The organism is Stenotrophomonas sp. 05L413, assembly GCF_056397945.1.
On sequence record NZ_JBFTOL010000003.1, the window covers coordinates 344374 to 366670 of the forward strand.

Annotated in this window: 23 protein-coding genes; 6 read left to right on the forward strand and 17 right to left on the reverse strand. The window is 66.4% G+C overall.

The window, feature by feature from the left end; genetic code table 11:
- Positions 1-3 precede the first annotated feature (3 nt).
- The 6 genes from eno to AC1DIQ_RS08300 all read right to left on the reverse strand — a co-directional run bounded on the left by eno (position 4) and on the right by AC1DIQ_RS08300 (position 5132).
- Positions 4-1290, reverse strand: coding sequence for a phosphopyruvate hydratase (eno, locus tag AC1DIQ_RS08275; RefSeq protein WP_121041757.1), 1287 nt, complete (start codon positions 1288-1290; stop codon positions 4-6).
- Positions 1291-1360: 70 nt separating this feature from the next.
- The gene (locus AC1DIQ_RS08280) at positions 1361-1777 is read right to left on the reverse strand and encodes a hypothetical protein (protein ID WP_282260786.1); all 417 of its coding nucleotides are present in this window, start codon (positions 1775-1777) and stop codon (positions 1361-1363) included.
- A complete protein-coding gene (kdsA, locus tag AC1DIQ_RS08285; RefSeq protein ID WP_088433181.1) occupies positions 1774-2604 on the reverse strand; it encodes a 3-deoxy-8-phosphooctulonate synthase in 831 nt (276 codons plus the stop codon). The genes AC1DIQ_RS08280 and kdsA overlap by 4 nt, the downstream gene beginning before the upstream one ends.
- A 105-nt stretch (positions 2605-2709) precedes the next feature.
- Positions 2710-4374, reverse strand: coding sequence for a CTP synthase (locus AC1DIQ_RS08290; RefSeq protein ID WP_478049800.1), 1665 nt, complete (start codon positions 4372-4374; stop codon positions 2710-2712).
- A complete protein-coding gene (locus AC1DIQ_RS08295; RefSeq protein ID WP_121041751.1) occupies positions 4371-4631 on the reverse strand; it encodes a hypothetical protein in 261 nt (86 codons plus the stop codon). Before AC1DIQ_RS08295 ends, AC1DIQ_RS08290 begins: the two co-directional genes overlap by 4 nt.
- Before the next feature lie 261 nt (positions 4632-4892).
- Positions 4893-5132, reverse strand: coding sequence for a hypothetical protein (locus AC1DIQ_RS08300; protein ID WP_088433184.1), 240 nt, complete (start codon positions 5130-5132; stop codon positions 4893-4895).
- Between the two features lie 163 nt (positions 5133-5295).
- On the opposite strand from AC1DIQ_RS08300, the gene parE reads away from it, so the two are divergent.
- Both parE and AC1DIQ_RS08310 read left to right on the forward strand, forming a co-directional pair.
- The gene (gene parE, locus AC1DIQ_RS08305; protein WP_121041749.1) at positions 5296-7185 is read left to right on the forward strand and encodes a DNA topoisomerase IV subunit B; all 1890 of its coding nucleotides are present in this window, start codon (positions 5296-5298) and stop codon (positions 7183-7185) included.
- 124 nt (positions 7186-7309) lie between these two features.
- Positions 7310-7882 (forward strand): GNAT family N-acetyltransferase, encoded by a 573-nt coding sequence (locus AC1DIQ_RS08310; protein ID WP_478049801.1) that lies wholly within the window; start codon positions 7310-7312, stop codon positions 7880-7882.
- A gap of 105 nt (positions 7883-7987) precedes the next feature.
- On the opposite strand, the gene AC1DIQ_RS08315 is transcribed toward AC1DIQ_RS08310, so the two are convergent.
- Both AC1DIQ_RS08315 and AC1DIQ_RS08320 read right to left on the reverse strand, forming a co-directional pair.
- A complete protein-coding gene (locus AC1DIQ_RS08315) occupies positions 7988-9109 on the reverse strand; it encodes an inorganic phosphate transporter (protein ID WP_121041745.1) in 1122 nt (373 codons plus the stop codon).
- 13 nt (positions 9110-9122) lie between these two features.
- Positions 9123-9749, reverse strand: coding sequence for a DUF47 domain-containing protein (locus AC1DIQ_RS08320; protein ID WP_121041743.1), 627 nt, complete (start codon positions 9747-9749; stop codon positions 9123-9125).
- Positions 9750-10028: 279 nt separating this feature from the next.
- Here AC1DIQ_RS08320 and AC1DIQ_RS08325 point away from each other — a divergent pair, with 279 nt between their 5' ends.
- Positions 10029-11339, forward strand: a complete 1311-nt coding sequence (locus AC1DIQ_RS08325; RefSeq protein ID WP_121041741.1) for a hemolysin family protein — start codon at positions 10029-10031, stop codon at positions 11337-11339.
- The gene (locus AC1DIQ_RS08330; RefSeq protein ID WP_121041739.1) at positions 11323-11982 is read left to right on the forward strand and encodes an exopolysaccharide biosynthesis protein; all 660 of its coding nucleotides are present in this window, start codon (positions 11323-11325) and stop codon (positions 11980-11982) included. Before AC1DIQ_RS08325 ends, AC1DIQ_RS08330 begins: the two co-directional genes overlap by 17 nt.
- 101 nt (positions 11983-12083) lie before the next feature.
- Here AC1DIQ_RS08330 and AC1DIQ_RS08335 read toward each other — a convergent pair whose 3' ends face one another.
- From AC1DIQ_RS08335 to AC1DIQ_RS08350, 4 genes are all read right to left on the reverse strand, one after another.
- Complete coding sequence (locus AC1DIQ_RS08335; protein WP_121041737.1) at positions 12084-12593, reverse strand: pyridoxamine 5'-phosphate oxidase family protein; 510 nt, start codon at positions 12591-12593, stop codon at positions 12084-12086.
- A gap of 97 nt (positions 12594-12690) precedes the next feature.
- Positions 12691-13683, reverse strand: a complete 993-nt coding sequence (locus AC1DIQ_RS08340; protein WP_121041735.1) for an LLM class flavin-dependent oxidoreductase — start codon at positions 13681-13683, stop codon at positions 12691-12693.
- 138 nt (positions 13684-13821) lie between these two features.
- Positions 13822-14574, reverse strand: coding sequence for a sulfurtransferase (locus AC1DIQ_RS08345; protein WP_478049802.1), 753 nt, complete (start codon positions 14572-14574; stop codon positions 13822-13824).
- 49 nt (positions 14575-14623) lie between these two features.
- On the reverse strand, positions 14624-14989 hold the full coding sequence (locus tag AC1DIQ_RS08350; RefSeq protein ID WP_121041731.1) for a DUF6164 family protein: 366 nt from the start codon (positions 14987-14989) through the stop codon (positions 14624-14626).
- 67 nt (positions 14990-15056) lie between these two features.
- On the opposite strand from AC1DIQ_RS08350, the gene AC1DIQ_RS08355 reads away from it, so the two are divergent.
- Together AC1DIQ_RS08355 and AC1DIQ_RS08360 are read left to right on the forward strand one after the other, a co-directional pair.
- Entirely contained in the window at positions 15057-15497 is a 441-nt protein-coding gene (locus AC1DIQ_RS08355) for an FKBP-type peptidyl-prolyl cis-trans isomerase (RefSeq protein ID WP_121041729.1), read from the forward strand.
- A gap of 10 nt (positions 15498-15507) precedes the next feature.
- Entirely contained in the window at positions 15508-16755 is a 1248-nt protein-coding gene (locus AC1DIQ_RS08360) for a TIGR03862 family flavoprotein (protein ID WP_121041727.1), read from the forward strand.
- 107 nt (positions 16756-16862) lie between these two features.
- Here the strand turns inward: AC1DIQ_RS08360 and AC1DIQ_RS08365 are convergent, their stop codons facing one another.
- The 5 genes from AC1DIQ_RS08365 to AC1DIQ_RS08385 form a co-directional block, all read right to left on the reverse strand.
- The gene (locus AC1DIQ_RS08365) at positions 16863-17342 is read right to left on the reverse strand and encodes a GNAT family N-acetyltransferase (RefSeq protein WP_121041725.1); all 480 of its coding nucleotides are present in this window, start codon (positions 17340-17342) and stop codon (positions 16863-16865) included.
- Complete coding sequence (locus tag AC1DIQ_RS08370) at positions 17339-18961, reverse strand: FMN-binding glutamate synthase family protein (protein ID WP_121041723.1); 1623 nt, start codon at positions 18959-18961, stop codon at positions 17339-17341. Before AC1DIQ_RS08370 ends, AC1DIQ_RS08365 begins: the two co-directional genes overlap by 4 nt.
- 31 nt (positions 18962-18992) lie before the next feature.
- A complete protein-coding gene (locus AC1DIQ_RS08375) occupies positions 18993-20279 on the reverse strand; it encodes a nucleotide sugar dehydrogenase (protein ID WP_478049803.1) in 1287 nt (428 codons plus the stop codon).
- Positions 20280-20582: 303 nt separating this feature from the next.
- A complete protein-coding gene (locus tag AC1DIQ_RS08380; RefSeq protein WP_152151492.1) occupies positions 20583-21038 on the reverse strand; it encodes a BLUF domain-containing protein in 456 nt (151 codons plus the stop codon).
- Between the two features lie 107 nt (positions 21039-21145).
- Complete coding sequence (locus AC1DIQ_RS08385) at positions 21146-22189, reverse strand: TraB/GumN family protein (protein WP_478049804.1); 1044 nt, start codon at positions 22187-22189, stop codon at positions 21146-21148.
- Positions 22190-22297: the final 108 nt, after the last annotated feature.

Here is a 22297-nt window from a genome sequence, read left to right on the forward strand (position 1 = left end):
GGATCAGCGCTTCAGCGACACGAACGCGTCACGACCGGCGTAACGCGCGCCGGCACCGAGGGCTTCCTCGATACGCAGCAGCTGGTTGTACTTGGCCACGCGATCACTGCGGCACAGCGAGCCGGTCTTGATCTGGGTGGCGGTGGTGGCCACGGCGATGTCGGCGATGGTGGTGTCTTCGGTTTCGCCCGAACGGTGCGAGACGATCGAGGCGTAGTTGGCCGCGTGCGCCATGGCGATCGCTTCCAGGGTCTCGGTCAGGGTGCCGATCTGGTTGACCTTGATCAGGATCGCGTTGGCGGTGCCGGACTCGATGCCTTCCTTGAAGATCTTCGGGTTGGTGACGAACAGATCGTCGCCCACCAGCTGCACCTTGTTGCCGATGCGGTCGGTCAGCAGCTTCCAGCCGGCCCAGTCGTTCTCGGCCAGGCCGTCTTCGATGGTCACGATCGGGTACTGCGCGGCCCAGTCGGCCAGGAAGTCGACGAACTGCTCGGAGGTCAGGCGCTTGTTCTCGCCGACCAGGTTGTACTTGCCGTTCTCGTAGAACTCGCTGGAGGCCACGTCCAGGCCCAGCAGCACGTCTTCACCGGCGGTGTAGCCGGCCTTGCCGATGGCTTCCAGGATGGTGTCCAGCGCTTCGACGTTGCTGCGGAAGTCCGGTGCGAAGCCGCCTTCGTCGCCCACCGCCGTGCTCAGGCCGTGGCCCTTGAGCACCGACTTGAGCGAGTGGAAGATTTCGGTACCGGCACGCAGCGACTCGGAGAACGAGGTGAAGCCGACCGGCAGCACCATGAATTCCTGGAAATCGACGTTGTTGTCGGCATGCGCGCCGCCGTTGATGATGTTCATCATCGGCACCGGCAGGGTGACGTCGCGGCCGTTGGCCAGGTGCTGCCACAGCGCCTGCTTCTTCGAGGCGGCCACGGCGTGGGCGTTGGCCAGCGAAACCCCCAGCAGCGCGTTCGCGCCCAGGCGGCCCTTGTTCTCGGTGCCGTCCAGATCGATCAGGCGGCGGTCGAGGCCTTCCTGGTCGGCGGCATCGAAGCCCTTCAGCGCCGTGGCAATCGTGGTGTTGACGTTGGACACGGCGTTGCGCACGCCCTTGCCCAGGTAACGGGTCTTGTCGCCGTCACGCAGTTCCACGGCTTCCTTGGTGCCGGTCGAGGCGCCCGACGGCACCGCGGCACGACCGAACGAGCCGTCCTCGAGGATGACTTCGGCTTCCAGCGTGGGGTTGCCACGGCTGTCGAGGATTTCACGGGCGTGGATGCTGCGGATCGTGGTCATAGCGGGCCGGTTACCAGTCAGAGAGGGGGAGGCGCCGCCAACGCAGCGCCAAAAAAAACATGCCGCGTGATTATCCCTGCACACCCGCCACTTGCCAAATCGGCGTAGCGGCAGGCAGCACCCCGGCCACGCTGGTGTGGCGCGAGGTCAGCGACGGGATCAACAACACCAGCAGCAACAAAGCCAACAGGGCCAGCGCCACGCCGCCGCCGGCCGGTTGCCGGCGCAGCCGGAACGCCAGCACGCTGGCGGTCACGCAGGCCAGCGCAACGGTGCCGGTCAGTGACAGCGTGACCAGCAGCAACGGCCGCACCGAGCGCAGCGCGTTGTCACCGTCACCGGGCGAGCCGACGCTGGCGAACACCAACAGCACCAGCACGAACACACCGCCCCAGGCCATGATCGCCGCACCCAGCGCGACCCAGCCCCAGGCCCAGCCACGCCAGCCGCGGCGCACCGCAGGTGACGCCGGAACGTCGCCTGTCATGCGAAGCGCGAGAACCCGTGCTTCTTGGTGACCGCGTCGAGTTCCATCAGGGTTTCAAGCAGCTCCTCCATGCGGTCCAGCGGCCACGCGTTGGGGCCATCGGACAGCGCCTTGGACGGATCCGGGTGGGTCTCGGCGAACAGGCCGGACACACCGACAGCGACCGCCGCACGCGCCAGCACCGGCACGAACTCGCGCTGGCCACCGGAGCTGTTGCCCTGCCCGCCCGGCAGCTGCACCGAATGGGTGGCGTCGAACACGACCGGGCACCCGGTATCGCGCATCACCGACAGCGAACGCATGTCGCTGACCAGGTTGTTGTAGCCGAAGCTGGCACCGCGCTCGCAGACCATGATGTCCTGGTTGCCGGTGGCCTTGGCCTTCTCCACGACAGGTTTCATGTCCCACGGGGACAGGAACTGACCCTTCTTGATGTTGACCGGCTTGCCGGTCGCGCACACCTTGGTGATGAAATCGGTCTGGCGGACCAGGAAGGCCGGGGTCTGCAGCACGTCCACCACCGAGGCCACTTCGTCCATCGGGGTGTATTCGTGCACGTCGGTCAGCACCGGCACGCCGATCTGCTTCTTCACTTCGGCCAGGACCTTCAGGCCCTCTTCCATGCCCGGGCCGCGGAAGGCGGTGCCCGAGGTGCGGTTGGCCTTGTCGAAGCTCGACTTGAAGATGAAGTTGATGCCGAGGCGATCGGTGATTTCCTTCAACTTGCCAGCCACGTCCAGCTGCAGCTGCATCGACTCGATCACACACGGGCCGGCGATCAGGAACAGGGGCTGGTCGAGCCCGACGTCGAATCCACACAGTTTCATGGCGTTTCCTTGTTGTCCGGCGAACACTGGCCAGGCCAGCCGCCGTGGGTGATTAGCGCTCTGCAATGGGGGCACGCGGCCCCCACTGCAAGTGCGGCGTGTCGATCAGGCGGCTGCGTCCTGCGCCAGCTTGGCACCGGCCTTGCGCTCGCGCGCGGCACGGATGAAGCCGATGAACAGCGGGTGGCCTTCGCGCGGGGTGGACAGGAACTCCGGGTGCGCCTGGCAGGCCAGGAACCACGGGTGCTGGTCGCGCGGCAGCTCGATGACTTCCACCAGGGTGTCGTCCATCGACTTGCCGGCGATCACCAGGCCCGCATCTTCCAGCTGGGTGCGGTAGCGGTTGTTGAACTCGTAACGGTGGCGATGACGCTCGGAAACCACATCCTTGCCGTACAGCTCGCGGGCCAGCGTGCCCGGCTTCAGGCGCTGTTCCTGCAGGCCCAGGCGCATGGTGCCGCCCAGATCGCTCTTGTCGTCGCGCTTTTCCACATCGCCGGTGGCGGTGCGCCATTCGGTGATCAGGCCGATCACCGGGTTCGGCGACTGGCGGTCGTTCTCGGTGCTGTTGGCACCTTCCAGGCCGGCCACATGGCGGGCGAAATCGACCACCGCGGCCTGCATGCCGTAGCAGATGCCGAAGTACGGCACGTTGTGCTCGCGGGCGAACTGCGAGCTCAACACCTTGCCTTCGAAGCCACGGTCGCCGAAGCCGCCCGGCACCAGGATGCCGTCGACATCCTTGAGTGCGGCCAGGTCGCTGTCTTCCAGCTCCTGTGCTTCGAGCCACTTCAGGTTGACCTTGGTGCGCTGGCGCAGGCCACCGTGCTTGAGCGCCTCGCCAACCGACTTGTAGGCGTCCTGATGATCGACATACTTGCCGACCACCGCGATGGTGACCTCATCCAGCGGGTGCAGCGTGGCATCCACCGCCGCTTCCCACTCGGCCAGATCGACCGGGCCGGCCTTGTCGCCGAGCTTGAGCTGGTTGACGACGATGTCGTCCAGGCCCTGCGCGTGCAGGCCCATCGGAATGCGGTACAGCACGTCCACGTCCGGCACGCTGATCACGGCGCGCTCGGAGACGTTGGTGAACTGGGCGATCTTGCGGCGCTCCGAATCCGGCACCACCTGCTCGGAACGGCACAGCAGCACGTCCGGCTGGATGCCGATCGAGCGCAGTTCCTTGACCGAGTGCTGGGTCGGCTTGGTCTTCAGCTCGCCGGCAGCGGCGATGTACGGCACCAGGGTCAGGTGCATGAACAGCGCCTTCTCCGGGCCGCGCTCGGTGCGCACCTGGCGGATCGCCTCCAGGAACGGCAGCGACTCGATATCGCCCACGGTGCCGCCGATCTCCACCAGCGCCACGTCGAAGCCTTCGGTGGCCTCGTCCATGCAACGGCGGATTTCATCGGTGATGTGCGGGATGACCTGCACGGTGGCACCCAGGTAATCGCCGCGGCGCTCCTTGCGGATCACGTTCTCGTAGATGCGGCCGGTGGTGACCGAGTTCTTGCGGCTCAGGCGGGTACGCACGAAGCGCTCGTAATGGCCCAGGTCCAGATCGGTCTCGGCGCCGTCATCGGTGACGTAGACCTCACCGTGCTGGAACGGGCTCATGGTGCCCGGGTCGACGTTGATGTACGGATCGAGCTTCATCATCGTCACCCGCAGGCCGCGGGCCTCGAGGATGGCGGCAAGCGACGCGGCGGCAATGCCTTTGCCGAGCGAGGACACTACGCCGCCGGTTACGAAGATCAAGGGAGTCATGGCTGGGGGTGTCCTGTCAGGAAGGGGGAAACGGCGCCGGCGCGCGGGGCGACGGACGACGTAAAGGGGAAAATCGGAACGATCCGGCTGGCGGCGGCGTCTTCACGCGCCAGGACCGGGATCAGGGGGGATACGGTGCGGGAGTGGGTCAGCGACGTCGGGTCAGCCGTGCCGGCCACTGTCTGGACCGTCACCTCCTGCCTACCCTGCTGGCGATCGCGCACGATCAGGCCAGTCCATTCGCTGATGGATGACACGCACTACTCCCGGAAAGCCATAGTTTACAGATTGACGGCCTCCAGCCCAAGGGGCGGATGACGGTCTTCACATAAAAAGAAGAGCCCCGGCGCGATACCGGGGCTCATGTTGGATACTTTTTCAGCTCCCCAGGTCTCTCTGGTGGAGAGCCCCCTTGGAGTTCAAGGGGGCGCGCCGACAGGCGCGGGGATGTGGAGGAGAGGGTGAGCGGGGCCCATGGTTTGCCGCGCAAACCGTGGGGAAGCGTCAGCGCGAAGCGCTTATCGCTTCTTCCGCGCCTCTTCCTCTTCTTCCTTCTGCGGGGCCTGCTCGCCCTTGGCCTTCATTTCGGCCGTCGCGGCGGCGCGGCGCTTGGCCTTGGCGTCCGCTTCCGCCTGGGCCTTGTCGGCCTGTTCGCCCTGCTGCGGCGTGGGCTGGCCCTGTCCGGCGTTCTGGGCCAGTGCCATGGGCACGGCCACCACGGCGGCGGCGATGGCAACGATGGTCAGCAACTTCTTCATGGGGTGCTCCTCGCGGTATGGCATGGAATGGGGCGCCGGAGGCTCCGGTTTCCCATCCAGCACAGTCTATCGCGCCCCGGTCGGCCGCCCCCTGAACGTGTGGCGTGCAAAAAACCCGTCCAGACCGCAAACTTCGCCGTCGCATTGCGCTTTATGAAGACAGATGAACGCCCGCTATAACGCCGCCGATATTGAAGTCCTGTCCGGCCTGGACCCGGTCAAGCGCCGCCCCGGCATGTACACCGACACCGCGCGCCCGAACCATCTGGCGCAGGAAGTCATCGACAATGCCGTCGACGAAGCCTTGGCCGGACACGCCCACACGGTCGAAGTCACGCTGTTCAAGGACGGCAGCTGCGAAGTCAGCGATGACGGCCGCGGCATGCCCGTGGACATCCACCCCGAGGAGAAGATCCCCGGCGTCGAACTGATCCTGACCCGCCTGCACGCGGGCGGCAAGTTCAACAACAAGAACTACACCTTCTCCGGCGGCCTGCATGGCGTTGGCGTCAGCGTGGTCAACGCGTTGTCCACCCTGGTGGAAGTGCACATCAAGCGCGAGGGGAGCGAACACCGCATCACCTTCCGCAACGGCGACCGCGCCACCCCGCTGGAAGTGGTCGGCAGCGTCGGCAAGAAGAACACCGGTACCCGCGTGCGCTTCTGGGCCGACCCGAAGTACTTCGATACGCCCAAGTACAACCTGCGTGCGCTGCGTCACCTGCTGCGCGCCAAGGCCGTGCTGTGCCCGGGCCTGACCGTGAAGCTTCTCGATGAAGCCACCGGCGAGCAGGACACCTGGTACTACGAAGATGGCCTGAGCGATTACCTCAAGGCCGAACTCGGCGAGCGCGAGATGCTGCCGGCCGACCTGTTCGTGGGTCACCTCAAGAAAGAAAACGAGATCGTGGACTGGGCCCTGGCCTGGATTCCCGAAGGCGAGCTGGTCCAGGAAAGCTACGTCAACCTGATCCCGACCGCCCAGCACGGCACCCACGCCAACGGCCTGCGCACCGGCCTGACCGAGGCGCTGCGCGAGTTCTGCGACTTCCGCAACCTGCTGCCGCGCGGCGTCAAGCTGGCCCCGGAAGATGTCTGGGACCGCGTGTCGTTCGTGCTGTCGCTGAAGATGACCGACCCGCAGTTCAGCGGCCAGACCAAGGAACGCCTGTCCTCGCGCCAGGCCGCCGGGTTCGTCGAAGGCGCCGCGCACGATGCCTTCAGCCTGCTGCTCAACCAGAACGTCGCATTGGGCGAGCAGATCGCGCAGCTGGCGATCGAGCGCGCCAGTGCGCGTTTGAAGACCGAGAAGCTGGTGACCCGCAAGAAGGTCACCCAGGGCCCTGCCCTGCCCGGCAAGCTGGCCGACTGCATCAGCCAGGACCTGTCGCGCACCGAGCTGTTCCTGGTCGAAGGCGACTCCGCCGGTGGCAGCGCCAAGCAGGCCCGTGACAAGGACTTCCAGGCGATCCTGCCGCTGCGCGGCAAGATCCTCAACACCTGGGAAGTGTCCTCGGGCAGCGTGCTGGCCTCCGAAGAAGTCCACAACCTGGCCATCGCGATCGGCTGCGACCCGGGCAAGGACGACATCGCCGGGCTGCGTTACGGCAAGGTCGTCATCCTGGCCGACGCCGACTCGGACGGCCTGCACATCGCGACCCTGCTGACCGCGCTGTTCCTCAAGCATTTCCCGGCGCTGGTGGATGCCGGCCACGTGTTCGTGGCGATGCCGCCGCTGTTCCGTGTCGACGTGGGCAAGCAGGTGTTCTACGCCCTGGACGAGGAAGAGAAGCGCACGATGCTGGACAAGATCGAGCGCGAGAAGATCAAGGGCCAGATCAGCGTGACCCGCTTCAAGGGCCTGGGTGAAATGAACCCGCAGCAGCTGCGTGAGTCCACCATCCATCCCGACACGCGCCGCCTGGTGCAGCTGACCATCGATGACGGCGAGCAGACCCATTCGCTGATGGACATGCTGCTGGCCAAGAAGCGCGCCAGCGACCGCAAGGGCTGGCTGGAAAAGAAGGGCGACCTGGCTTCACTGGAGGTCTGATCGGCCGCTTGTGATCCTGGAAAAACCCGCCTCCCGGCGGGTTTTTTCTTGCCTGACCGACTTGGCATGGCGATGCGTCACGGGAGCGGCTACCGTGGCGCGTGCCGCCACCGCAGGAACCCGCATGCCGTTCGACCCGACCCTGACGCTGGAAACCGCGCGCCTGGTGCTGACGCCGATCCGCGCGACAGACGCCCAGGCGCTGTTCGCGATCCAGGCCGACCGTGCGGTGATGCGCTACTGGAACCATCCGGCGTGGACCGACCTCAAACAGGCCTACGTGCAGATCCTCGACGATCTGGCCGCGATCGATGCCGGCACGCAGCTCAAACTGGCGATCCGTGAACGTGCGGACGGGCCGCTGCTGGGCATCGTAGTGGTGTTCGCGATCGACGAAACCGCCAGGCGCGCGGAGATCGGCTATCACCTTGCCCCGTCGGCACAGGGCAAGGGCTACATGCACGAGGCGTTGTCACGGTTCGTGGCGTACCTGTTCGACGTGCTGCGCCTGCGGCGTCTGGAAGCGGAGATCGACCCGCGCAACGCCCCCTCGGCAACGGTGCTGGCGCGGCTCGGCTTCCAGCGCGAGGGGCTGCTGCGGGAGCGCTGGCGGGTCGCCGGCGAGGTATCCGATTCGGCCGTGTATGGGCTGCTGGCACGGGAGTGGCAGGGGCCAGGCAGCGCAGCGGCGGGGTGAGCGTGCCCGGAAACACCGCCGGCCATTCCGGCCCTGGCATCCGCCTTGCTCCACGAAAAAGCCCGCCTTCCGGCGGGCTTTTCGATGTTCAACCGCGTGGACCGATCAGGCCCAGCCGAACAGTTCGAACAGACGCAGGATCAGGTACGCACAGCCGCCGGCGGCCGGGATCGTCAGGATCCAGGCCCACACGATGCGCTCGATCACGCCGAAGCGCAGCGAACGCGGGTTCTTGGCGAAGCCCACGCCCATGATCGCGGTGGAGATGCTGTGGGTGGTCGAGACCGGCATGCCGAAGTGCGCCGCCACGGTCAGGATCGTGGCCGAGCTCGTTTCCGCGGCGAAGCCGTGGATCGGGTGCAGCTTGACCATCTTGTGGCCCAGCGTCTTGATGATCTTCCAGCCACCCGATGCGGTACCGGCGGCCATCACCACGGCGCAGGTCAGCACGATCCACATCGCGATGCCGTCACCGGCGGTCGCGTCCGGGTGCATGAAGGCCAGCCAGGACGGCAGGTCGTTCAGCGCACCGGTTGCCTCGGCACCGATCAGGGTCATGGCGATGATGCCCATGGTCTTCTGCGCATCGTTGTGGCCGTGGGCAAAGCCCATGTAGGCCGCCGACACGATCTGGGCCTTGCCGAAGAACGCGTTGACGATGCGCGGGCGGGCCAGACGGCCCAGGAAGCCACCGATCTTCGCCATGCCCGCGATCATGCCCCACAGCAGCAGCATCACCGCGATGCCGAGCAGGAAGCCGGCGATCGGTGAGGTGATCATCGGCAGGAACACCTTCCACAGCAGGCCCTTGTTCTGGGCCCAGGTGCCGATCCGCTCGGACCAGATCAGGGCATCCCAGTTGTTGTGGGCAGCGGCCAGGCCGGCGCCGCACAGGCCGCCGATCAGGGCGTGCGAGGACGAGGATGGCAGCCCCTTCCACCACGTGATCAGGTTCCAGATGATGCCGCCCAGCAGCGCACACAGGATCACCTGCGGGGTCACATCGACCACGTTGGTGTTGAGCAGGCCCGAAGCGATGGTCAGCGCGACGGCGGTGCCGGTCAGCGCGCCGATCAAGTTCATGAACGCGGCGAGCATCACCGCCCAGCCGGGCGAGAGCACTTTGGTCGCCACCACGGTGGCGATGGAGTTGGCGGTGTCGTGGAAGCCGTTGATGAACTCGAAAACGAGCGCGGCCAGGATCACCACCAGGACAAGGGTCAGCATGCTGTGGCGTCCGTCAGCTGTTCTTCAAGACGATCTGGTACGCCACCACGCCGGCCTCGCGGCAACGATCGATGGCCTTTTCCAGGATCTCGAAGAATTCCTTGAGCAGGAACATCTGCAGGCTGTCCAGGCGGCCGGAGTAGATGTCGCGGTACAGCTCGAGCATCAGACGGTCGGCTTCGTTTTCCAGCGAACGCAGCTTCTCGTTGAGCGCGGTCATCCGGTCCAGGTTCATGTGGCGCAGGTCATTGACCATCTCCACCACCACGCTGGCAGCCTGTTCCAGCATCGCCGCGCGCGGCGCGAAATCGATGTGTTCCAGATGCTGGGTGGCCAGCGAGTAGCGATCGGCGAACTTCTCGATCTGCTTGGGAATCTTGTACAGCGCCGAGCCCAGCGCTTCGATGTCTTCGCGCTCGATCGGGGTCATGAAGCTGTCGACCAGCGCCTGGCTGATCTTGTCCGAGGCCGCGCGCTCGCGCAGGCGGGCCAGCTTGAAGGCGTCCAGCGCCGGCTGGCGGTCCGCTTCGCGCAGCATGGAGTGCAGCGCCTTGGAACTGTCCTGGGCGGCCTGGGCAGCCTCGTCCAGCAGGGTATAGAACTGTTTGCCGGAGCCAAAAATGGTCTGCAGAGAGAACATTGAGAAACCTATTCGCCGTCGAGGAAGGACGGCACCGGGCGGAATTATGACGGTTTGATGTCTGTTCCGGGTACTCCCCCCCTTCTTCACGCCGGGACGGCCCCGTCTGAACGACTCTGTTTGCACCCCTGCCCCGGCCTTTTGTTAAGATGCGCGGGCACCTTCGGGTGCACTCTATGGACGACGACCCTTACCCGCCGCACCGCCGCGCTTACGCGCCCTCCGGTAGCCGACATCGCTTGAACACGCCCTCCCTGCCACCAACCGGGGAAGCCGCCCGTGTTTGAACTGATTATTGTCCTCGCCCTGATCCTGCTGAACGGTTTCTTCGCCATGTCCGAGATGTCGGTCATGACCTCGCGCAAGAGCCGGCTGAAGCAGATGGCTGGTTCCAGCAAGCGCGCCGAGCGTGCCCTGGCGCTCTCCGAGAAGCCCGAGAACTTCCTGTCCACGGTCCAGATCGGGATCACCCTGATCGGCATCCTGACCGGCCTGTTCGGTGGCGAGGCGATCGGCCTGACCATCGCCGAGTGGCTGCAGGGCATGTTCCCGGCGTTCGCCTATTCCGGCGTGGTCGGCAAGACCCTGGCCGTGGCCCTGATCACCTTCCTGACGCTGATCTTCGGCGAACTGGTGCCCAAGCGGCTGGCGTTGACCCGTTCGGAGGACATCGCGGGCCTGGTGGCGCTGCCCATGAGCTGGCTGGCGAGGATTGCCGCGCCCGGCGTCTGGCTGCTGTCCCACTCCACCCGCCTGGTGCTGCGCGTGCTGGGCCTGGGCAAGGACGAATCGGCTTCGGTGACGGAAGAGGAGATCCGCATGCTGGTGGCCGAGAGCCACGAGGCCGGCGTGATCGACGCCCATGAGCGCGACATGATGAACCGCGTCATGCGCCTGGGCGACCGCACCGCCGACAGCCTGATGACCCCGCGCAACCGGATCGCCTGGCTGGACACACTGGCCGAGCCGGAGAAGAACATCGGGACCATGCGCGAGAACGAATTCTCGCGTTACCCGGTGTTCCGCGGCAACGATCAGGACATCGTCGGTGTGCTGGAGGTCAAGAGCCTGGTGACGCGCCTGGTGCGCGATGACCATTCGCTGTTCCAGAACCTGCGCGAGCCACTGTACGTCTCCGAATCCACCCATGCGATGAAGCTGCTGGAGATCTTCCGCGAGGAACAGCAGTCGATGGCGCTGGTGGTGGACGAATACGGCGAAATCCAGGGCCTGGTCACCATCAGCGACCTGATGGGCGCGGTGGTCGGCCGCCTGCAGTCGGTGGAGAACGTGGACGAGGACGCGTTGGTCGTGACCCGTGAGGACGGCTCGTTCCTGGTCGATGGCTCGCTCTCCATCGAAGACCTGCGCGAACTGATGGGCAACGCCGAGCTGCCCGATGCCGATGATGGCGACTACTACACGCTGGCCGGCATGTGCATCCACTATTTCGGCCGCATCCCGCATGCGGGCGAGTACTTCGATTGGGCCGGCTGGCGCATCGAGATCGTCGATCTCGACGGTGCCCGTGTCGACAAGCTGCTGCTGCGCACCCTGAGCGAAGACGAAACCGATGACATCACCGGCTGAGCCGACGCCGCCGGACCCGACGCGGCCGCAGTACCGCAACGAGGGTATCCGTACCCTGCTGGCGATGTTCGACCACGGTGACCCGGAGCAACGGCTGCTGCTCGGCCAGATCCTGCAGGATCTGCAGCAGAGCGCGTTTGGTGTGTTCCTGTTCGTGGCGATCCTGCCGGCCTTCATCCCGATCCCCGGGCTGGGCGGTGCAGTCAGTGGACCGCTGGTGGTGCTGATCGGCGCGCAGATGCTGTGCGGCATGCGCCGCCCCTGGCTGCCCGGCTTCATCCGCAACCGCGGACCCAAGCGCGGCACCATGCATCGGTTCCTGGAGCGGATCGACCGTCCGCTGCGGCGGCTGGACCGCCTGCTCAAGCCGCGGATGCCCGGCCTGCTGGTACCGCTGCCTGCGCATGCGTTCACCGGGCTGCTGCTGATCCTGATCGGCGTGCTGCTGTCGCTGCCGATCCCGCTCACCAATTATCTGTTCGGCTTCCAGCTGCTGCTGTTCGCGTTGGCACTGCTGGAACGCGATGGCGTGCTGATGCTGCTCAACTGGATCGGCGCGGTCGCCGCCGTGCTGTTCTTCGGCGTCAGTTCGGGGCAGCTGGTGGGCTATACGGTGGATCTGTTCCAGCGCTGGTTCGGCTGACGCCGGCACACCCCGGCACGCGACGCGCCATGAAAACAGCCGACCCCGCGGCCGGCTTCAGCACAACAATGGCCGGCGCAAGGCCGGCCCTGTGAACCCGGTTACGCGCCGGGCTTGAGATCCACCGTGCCGGTGTCGGACATCGCGCCCGGATCATCGGTCACCGCCGACAGCACGAAATACAGCGCCTTGCCCAGCAGGCCGCCCGGGCCATCCCAGTACTCGGCCGATTCGGCGCTGACATGGATCAGGCGCAGGTTCGGGTCGTCCTTGCCGCCGGGGAAGAAGATCTTCATTGCCGGCGACCAGAGTTCGTCGATCTTGGCGCGGTCATTGACCACCCGCGCGGTACCCGAGACCGAGACATAGGTATTGCCCGACGGCGACGCGTAGGCCACGTTGACGCGCGGGTTGGCGGTGATTTCCGCGATCTTCGGGCTGTCGGCCCCGGTGGCGAACCACAGGTCGCCATCGAATTCGACTTCCTGCGTGCCCAGCGGACGACTGAACAAGCGTCCGTCCGCACCGACCGTGGTGAACATCGCGATGTCCACACCGCGGATCAGCTCGGCCAGTTGTTTGATGTGTTGCTGACGATCGTGCTCGGCCATGGGGTGGCTCCTGTAAGGGGAGCCACCATCACAGCCGATCGGCAGCTACGACGACGTGAACCGCGCGGTCACGCCTTCTTCGCACGCCGCGCCAGCCTCAGATCTGCAGTGCGCGCCATGCCTGCATCGCCAGCCCGAACGAGCGCTTGCGCGCGGCGTGGTCGTAGATATTGGCGGTGACCAGCACTTCATCCGGCTTGTGTCGCGCCACGAACGCGGCGAGGCCTTCCTGCACCTGCTGCACGTCACCGACCACCGCACAGGCCAACGCGCTCTGCACCCCGGCTTTTTCGTGCGGCTGCCAGAACGCTTCGATGTCGTCGATCGGCGGCGGGATCAAGCCGGGCAGGCCACGGCGAAGATTGACGAAGCTCTGCTGCTGGGTGGTGAACAAGCGCTTGGCCTCGGCTTCGGAATCGCTGGCGACCACGTTCAAGCCCAGCACCGCGTATGGCGCCTGCAGATACTGCGAAGCACGGAATTCGCGGCGGTAGACCGCCAGCGCTTCATCCATCGCGTCCGGCGCGAAGTGCGAGGCGAACGCGAACGGCAGGCCCATCGCCGCCGACAGCCGCGCACTGAACAGACTGGAGCCCAGCAGCCACACCGGCACCGGGATGCCCGCACCGGGCACGGCGCGCACGGCCTGGCCCTTCTGGGCCGGCTCGAAGTAATGCAGCAGCTCACGCACGTCCTGCGGGAACTGGTCGGCGCTGTCGAAGTAACGGCGCAGTGCGCGGGCGGTCGGCTGGTCGGTGCCGGGCGCGCGGCCCAGGCCGAGGTCGATGCGGTCCGGGTACAGCGAGGCCAGCGTGCCGAACTGCTCGGCCACCTGCAGCGGCGAGTGATTGGGCAGCATGATGCCGCCGGCACCGACGCGGATGCGCTTGGTGCCCCCGGCCACATGACCGATCAGCACTGCGGTGGCGGCGCTGGCGATGCCGGGCATGTTGTGGTGCTCGGCCAGCCAATAGCGGTGGAAGCCCCAACCTTCGGCGTGCTGGGCCAGGTCCAGCATGTTGGCGAAGGCCTGCGTGGTGTCGCTGCCTTCGCAGACCGGCGCCAGATCAAGAATCGACAGCTGCATCATGAATGCTCGTTCCAACCAGGAGATATCCCACTGAGATGGGGCTGTCCGGCCGGTTTGCCACCGCCCACAAGGCGCAGGTGGCAAGACGCTGATTTCCGTCTCGCGACGATTCAGGACAATCAACGCCGTGAAGAGGGCTCAGGCGGCGCCGGCGTCCTGGTCGACCAGGGGCTGCAGGGCCGCATCCAGCGCCACGCGCTCGTCGAAGACGAAGCAGCGGCCGTCATACCCCTCACCGCCTACGGCCTCGAAATAGCCCAGGATGCCGCCGTCCAGCTGCAGGACGTTGTCCATGCCATCGTTGCGCATCCACAGCGCCGCCTTCTCGCAGCGGATGCCGCCGGTGCAGAAGCTGACCACGGTGCTGTCCTTGAGCGCTTCGCGGTGCGGGGCCAGGGCCTCGGGCAGATCGGTGAACTTGGTGATCGGCAGCACCAGTGCGTGCTGAAAGGTGCCGTACTCGATTTCCTGGGTATTGCGGGTGTCCAGCATCACCACCGGCTTGCCGGCGTCGTCGTGCCCCTGGCGCAGCCAGCGCTGCACCGTGGCCGGATCGATCGAGGGCGCGCGCGGGTAGGCCAGCGGCTGGCCGTCGTCGATGCGGAAACTGATGATCTCCGGCTTGACCTTGGCCTTGAGCAGGGCGAACGGCTGCATCTGGCTGTAGCTGGTCTTCACCCGCAGCCCGGCAAACCGCGCATCGGCGCGCAGGGCGGCGTAGAAGCCGTCGATCTGCGGCTCGGCGCCGGCCAGGAACAGGTTGATGCCCTCGCCCGCCACCAGGATCGTGCCGCGCAGCTGCGCGGCGGTCGCCCGTTCCAGCAGGGTCGCGCACAGCGCGTCCGGGTCGGCGACGGGGGTGAAGTGGTAGGCGGCGGTATTGGCGATCATCCCGTCATTTTAGCCGCTGGGCAGGCGCTACGCCTGACCCGCCCGGGAATCAGCCGCGCAGCAGCACGAACGGCAGCAGCACCAGCGCGGTCGCGACGGCCATGCCGAGCAGCACCGCCACCACGAACACCGGGCGCCGCCGGATCAGGCTGCCGAAGGTTTCGGCCGTGCCTTCGCGCAGCGCGGCCTCACGCTCACCGCGGACGCGCTCGCCGCGTGCCTGCTGGTACTCGGCCATCAGCGCCTTGGCCCGGGGGTGATCGGCGTCATCGCGGACCCAGATCCCGCCAAAGGAGATTCCCCAGGGGCTGGGCTCGGTGCGGTAGTGGGCGATGCCCGCCTTGTCCAGCAGGGCGGTGACATCCTGGATTTCATCGTCCGCGACATTGCGCAGGTTGAGCAGCAGTTTCGACATGCGCCCATGATAGCGCCCGGCGATGCGCTACCCTTGCGTCCCCGTTTTTTGGATCCGGAGCCCGCCCATGCGCCGTCTGCCGCGTTACCTGCTCGCCCCCCTGATGTTGTCGCTGCTGGCTGCCTGCACCCCGCCCGGCCCGCCGCCCGGTGGCAGCATCGCGCAGTTCGAGAAGATCGATACCCAGCCGGGCACCGGCGCCGAGGCTACGCCCGGCAGCAAGGTCACCGTGCATTACACCGGGTGGATCTACGACGAGCGCACCGCCGACAAGCATGGCGACAAGTTCGACAGCTCGGTCGACCGCGGCGAGCCCTTCACCTTCAACCTCGGCCAGGGCCAGGTCATCAAGGGCTGGGACGAAGGCTTTGCCGGCATGAAGGTCGGCGGCAAGCGCACCCTGATGATTCCGGCCGAGTATGGCTACGGCGCACGGGGTGCCGGCCCGATCGCGCCGAACGCCTCGCTGGTGTTCGATGTCGAACTGCTCGACGTCAAGCCGCATTGATCCTGCCTGCATGAGCATTGCCGTGAACACCCCACGCCGGGTCGCGATCATCGGCGGCGGCCCCGCCGGCCTGATGGCGGCGGAAACCGTGCGCGCTGCCGGCCACATGGTCGATCTGTACGAAGCCAAGGGGTCGCCCGGCCGCAAGTTCCTGATCGCCGGCAAAGGCGGCCTCAACCTGACCCACTCCGATGCGCGTGAGGTGTTCGTCTCGCGCTACCGCGAGCGCGCGGAGGCAGTGGGCGGCTGGTTGGCCGATTTCGATGGCGAGGCGCTGCGTGCCTGGGCGCTGGCGTTCGGCGTGGACACCTATGTGGGTAGTTCGGGACGTGTGTTCCCGGTCGACCGCAAGGCCGCCCCGCTGTTGCGCGGCTGGGTGCGCCGGCTGAAGGAACAGGGGGTGCGCTTCCACGTGCAGCACCGCTGGACTGGCTGGGATGACGCGGGCGCACCGCGCTTTGAGACCCCCGAGGGCACGACCACGATCACGGCCGATGCGGTGGTGTTCGCGCTCGGCGGTGGCAGTTGGCCGGAGCTCGGCTCGGATGGTGCGTGGGTAGCGCCGATGACCGCCAGCGGCATCGACATCGCCCCGCTGAAGCCGGCCAACTGTGGCTTCGACATCGGCTGGACGCCCTACTTCAGCGAGCGCCAGGCGGGTGCCCCGCTCAAGCCGGTGGTGGCGCACTGGACCGACCTGCAGGGTGAAGCGCGCTCGCTGCAGGGCGAATGCGTGATCACCGCGACCGGCATCGAAGGCAGCCTGATCTACGCGCTGTCGGCCGATCTGCGCGACGGCCTGGCCCGCGACGGCCAGGTGACCCTGCAGCTGGACCTGCTGCCGGGCCAGACCGAAGCGCAGGTAGCGGAGAAACTGGGCAAGCCACGCCAGGGCCGAAGTTTCGGCGAGGTCCTGCGCCGCCAGCTGGGCCTGGGCGGGGTCAAATCCGCGCTGCTGTTCGAGGTACTGGGTCGCGAGGCCGGGCAATTGCCGCTGGACCAGATCGCGCATGCGCTCAAGCGCCTGCCGCTGGCCCTGCAGCACCCGCGCCCGATCGATGAAGTGATCAGCACCGCCGGCGGCGTGCGCCTGGAAGCGCTGGATACGCAGCTGATGCTGCGCGGGCGCCCGGGCACCTTCTGTGCCGGCGAGATGCTGGACTGGGAAGCGCCGACCGGCGGCTATCTGCTGACCGCCTGCTTTGCCAGCGGGCTGCGCGCCGGGCGTGGCGTGGTGGCGTGGTTGGCGCAGGCGTGAATCGAGAGGTGCCGGCCAGCGGCCGGCACTACCGAGGTAGTGCGCACCGTGGCGTGCCGGACCGCCTGTCAGGACATGCAATCGGTAGTGCCGGCCGCTGGCCGGCATCAGCGCCCGCGCTGCATCCGCACCGAGGCGAGCGACACGCCGCTGGGGTGCGGGTAGTCCTCCTCGCGCAGCACTTCAAAACCACAGCGACGATAGAACGGGACCGCATTGAGCGAGGCCGAGAGCACCAACGGCCGCGCCGGATCCGCAAGCGCCTGCATGGCCTGCATCAAGGTCAGGCCGATGCCACGGCCGCCACAGTCGGGATCGACGAACAATGCATCGATCTCGTTGCCGGCCAGATCGATCACGCCGTAGCCCAACAGTGCGCCATCGGCATCTTCGGCAATCACGCCGCCGCCGGCGGCGAGCAGCGCGCGGTAGTGTTCCGGCGGCGGTGAGGCCGACCACGGCCCGATCACCTCCGGCGGATAGGCCGCGCTGCACAGTTCACGTACGCAGCGCGTGCGCAGCAGCCACAGTCTGTCCGCCTCCTCGGCACGGCCAACGCGCAAACGCACGTCGCGCGCATCGGTCATCGCGATTTGCTCGTCCGCAGCGCCTGGATGCGCGCCGGCGGCTGGAACGAATCGCTGCGCGCATCGGCCCAGTAATCGTGGAAGACCGCATGGTCGGGCACTTTGCGCAGCAGCTCGCCCGGGGCCAGATAGCGGTACAGCGAGGCCAGTGAGCGGATTTCCACCGGCGAGACGCGGCGCAGGATGTGCTCCGGGCCCAGCTCGGAAGGATCGTTCAAGCCGGCCGCGCACAGCAGGTCGCGCAGCGCGCGCAGGGTGTTCTCATGGTAGTTGTGCACGCGCGTGGCCTTGTCGGCCGCGTCCAGGTGACGCCAGCGATGCGGGTTCTGCGTGGCGATGCCGGTCGGGCATTTATCGCTGTGGCAGCTCAGCGACTGAATGCAGCCCAGCGCGAACATGAAGCCACGCCCGGCATTGCACCAGTCCGCGCCCAACGCGATGGTGCGTGCGATCTCGAAGGCACTGGTGACCTTGCCGGCCGCACCCACACGGATGCGATCGCGCAGGTCCAGCCCGACCAGCGTGTTGTGCACCAGCAACAGCGCTTCGTGCATCGGCACCCCCACGTGATCGATGAACTCGGCCGGCGCCGCACCGGTACCGCCCTCGGCGCCATCGACCACGATGAAATCCGGCAGCAGCCCGGTTTCCTGCATCGCCTTGGCGATACCGAACCACTCCCAGGGGTGACCGATGGCCAGCTTGAACCCGACCGGCTTGCCGCCGGACAACTCCCGCAGCCGCGCAACGAACTGCAGCAGTTCCACCGGCGTATTGAACGCGCTGTGCTTGGACGGCGATACGCAATCCACGCCCATCGGCACGCCGCGGGTGATCGAAATCTCTTCGCTCACTTTCGCCGCCGGCAGCACGCCGCCATGGCCGGGCTTGGCGCCCTGCGAGAGCTTGATCTCGATCATCTTGACCTGATCATGGGTGGCGTTGGCGACGAACTTCTCTTCGCTGAAACCACCGGCATCGTCACGGCACCCGAAGTAACCCGAGCCGATTTCCCAGACCAGGTCGCCGCCCATTTCGCGGTGATACGGCGAAATCGAGCCTTCGCCGGTGTCGTGATAGAAGCTGCCACGGCGCGCGCCTTCGTTGAGGGCGCGGATCGCGTTCGCCGACAACGAGCCGAAGCTCATCGCGGAGATGTTGAACACACTGGCCGAATACGGCTTGGCGCAGTTCGGGCCGATCTGGATGCGGAAATCGTGGTGGCCGATCTCGGTCGGCGCCAGCGAATGGTTGATCCACTCGTAGTCCACCGCATAGGTGCTGCGCAGCGTGCCGAACGGCACCACGTCCATTTCATTCTTGGAGCGCTGGTAGATCAGCGCGCGCTGCTGGCGCGAGAACGGCACATCCTCCAGATCGCTCTGCACGAAGTACTGGCGGATCTCCGGCCCGATCGATTCCAGCCCGTAGCGGAAGTGGGCCATCACCGGATAGTTGCGCCGCAGCGTGCTGCGCTTCTGCAGCAGATCCCAGGTGCCCAGCAGCACCAGCAACGCCGTCACGCCGACGCCCCAGTACCAGGCGGGCCAGATCGTGGCCAACCACACGCAGACCGGGAACAACAGGATGGCGAGCAGATACGCGAGATAGCGATGCATGGCTTTCCTCAATCAATAGCTGCCCCCGAGTCTACAGGCGGTCGTCCACCACTTCCCGGGGCCACACGGATTTGACGTCGTACACCACACCGCCCGGCGTGAGCAGCGCGCGCACCTGCGCGGCGTCGAAGGCACGGAAACGATCATGCGCCACCGCCAGCACGACGGCGTCATAGCCGGCCGCATCCGGGGCGTCGACCCAGCGCACGCCCGCATCGGCCAATGCGGCCGGCCCGACCCACGGGTCCTGCACGTCCACCCGGGCGCCACAGGCCTGCAGGCGCTGCGCCAGTTCCAACGCGCGGCTGTTGCGCAGGTCCGGGCAGTTCTCCTTGAAGGTCACCCCCAGCACCAGCACGCGTGCCTGCGCGACATCGATGCTGCGCGATGCCAGCAGTGCCAGCACGCGTTGTGCGACATGCTCGCCGACCCGGTTGTTGACCTGGCGCGCGGTGTGGATCAGGTCCGGGTGATACCCCATGCTCTCGGACTTGTGCAGCAGGTAGTACGGGTCCACGCCGATGCAGTGGCCGCCGACCAGGCCGGGGCGGAACGGGAGGAAGTTCCACTTGCTGCCGGCCGCATCCAGCACGTCCTGGGTATCGATGCCGAGCCGATCGAAGATCAACGCCAGCTCGTTGACCAGCGCGATGTTGACGTCGCGCTGGATGTTCTCGATCACCTTGGCCGCTTCGGCCACGCGGATCGAGGGCGCCGGCCAGGTGCCAGCCGTGATGATGCCCTTGTACAAGGCATCGACCACGGCGGCGACTTCCGGCGTCGAGCCGGAGGTGATCTTGCGGATGTCCGGCAACCGTCGTTCGCGGTCGCCCGGATTGATCCGTTCCGGGCTGTAGCCGCAATAGAAATCGACGTTGAAGCGCAGCCCGGATCCCGCCTCCAGCAGCGGCACGCAGACTTCTTCTGTCGTGCCCGGGTAGACGGTGGATTCGTAGATCACGATGTCACCCGGCGTGAGCAGACCGGCGATCAGGGTGCTGGCACTGCGCAGCGGCCCCAGATCGGGCTGCTCGTGCGCATCGATCGGGGTGGGCACGGTCACGATGTAGACATTGCACCCGGCCAGCTGCGAAGGATCGGCGGTGTAGCGGGCATGCACCGCGGCAGCGAGCTCGTCGGCTTCCAGCTCCAGGGTGTGATCCACGCCGCGCTGCAGTTCGGCCACCCGCGCGTTATCGATGTCGTAGCCCACCGTGGCCTGCTGCCGGCCGAAGGTCACCGTCAACGGCAGCCCAACGTAGCCGAGGCCGATGACCCCGATGCGCGCGGACACCGCGGCGGAAATGGCGTACGTCATCGAGCGGCTCCGCACCGCGGAACCGGGCCAGCCATCAGGCGGGGCATCATCAGGGAATACGTCATGCGATACGGAGCCGGGAGACAGGTGGTGCAAGACTAACGCGCCCGACCCTGCCCCACAAAGAACAAAGCCGCCGCCCGCGGAGAGTACGGACGACGGCCAAAGGAATAATGGTCCAGCTGCGGTTACTACCCTTTCAGACAGCCTCCAAGGGTAAACCCCGCAAGACTGGTCACAGCTGGTAGAAAGAGGATAGGCGTGCAACCGTGATCATTGTGTTACGGCCAGCGTTGTTTTGCGTTACGAACCCAATGTCACTGCCGCCGGTTCCAACTCGCCGGAAACACCTGTCCATGCCTCCAGCAGACGACCAAACCCGGCGGGCATGTCGCCTTGCTCGGAACACCGCTGTTGGAACCCCTGCCAGGGCGCCTCGACGATACGCGCAAGCGCATCCGGTTCGACCGCTGCCGACGCCATCGTCCATTGGGGGAAATGGCGGGTCTCCACTGATCCGCGCGCGAGTTCGCGCAGATTCGTATGGATGCGCGCGTTGAACACGCGCTGGAACACCGAATCGACACCGTCCTCCGGGCCCTCGAAGTACTGCAGGAAACACCGGCCGTCGAACATCAGCACGCCGGTCACGCCTGCCACTTTGTTGAACCCCATCGCTGCTCGCAGGATCTGATCGATATCAGACGTTTCGATTCCATCGATAGCGTCGCTGATATAAGCGACCGCATGCAGCGGCATGAAGGATTTCCGGAATGAACTGAAGCTGACTATGCCATGAAGTTTTCGCACTGGGTAGACATCGAATGTGCGCGCTGTCGCGTTACGAAGCGCCGGTGACTCACACCTCATTCCGGCGCCTGGACCTCATAGCCCCGGGCACGCAGCTGATCGGCGTAGCCTCCGGGCGTCAGCAGCGAGGTGACCGGGACAGTCGCGAAGGTGACCGCATTGCGCGCCAACGCCTCGCCGGCCATGGTCATCCATTTGCGGTGCGCCTGCGCATCGACATCGGTCAAGCCACGCCGCTGCCCAAAATCGCTGTTGGCCACGGCATCCACGCAGGCCAGGTACTGCCCTTTCACCGCCAGCCGCTCCAGCGCCTCGATATCACCGACCGACCAGGCATTGGCGCGCTCGGCCAGCAGCGGCAAGCCGTGTTCGACCACATCCAGGGTGCGGCGGAAGCACTCGACATCCTGCAAGGCAGTGCCGCGCACTTCCTTCAACGCCTGCCGCGGGTCGACGATCTTGATCGCGACCTGGGTCGAGACCGGCGTGAGACCGTGCGCCTTGCTGGCCTTCTGCACGATCCTGGACACCGGTGAGGAACGGCCGAGGCCGACATCCTTCAGTGCGGCAGCATACAACTGCGTCGCAGCCACCAGCGGCCGGTCTTTCTCGATGCCTTTGTCGCGGCCGATGTGCCGCTGTTTGAGCACTTCCCAGCGCGCGTAGAGATCGGGCGGCAACACCTCGCGCAAGGTGCGTCCGTCGGGATCACGGGCAGCCTTCATCGCCGAGGGCAGCAAGGTCAGGCCGCGGAAGAAGCCCACGTCGGCATCCAATGCCCAGCCCGGCGAGCCGAGCACTTCCTGCGCACTGGCGATCACCGCCTGCACCTCGTCGGCGCGCCACTCCAGCTTGGCCGGCAGCGGCGAAACCGTCCCGAGAATCCACAGTGTGTGGCCCTGGCCGTTGCGGACCTGCCACATGCCTGGCCCGGGCTGCTCACCCGAGACCACCACCGGGGCGAGATCGATCACCTCGCCTGCGGGCTGCGCCGGCACCTGCGCCGGCACCTGCGTCTGGGCCTGCGCATGGGCCACGCCGCCCAACAGCAGCGCAACGCCCCACACCAGTGCTTTCCCTGCACGTACTGCGATTGCCATGTGGCGTGTCCGAGGTGAGTTGCTGCGCAGCGTACGGCGGCACGCGGCCGGCTGCGTAAAGTTTGCGTTGCGCGGGCAACACGTGAAACTGACCGTTGGTGCCCGGGG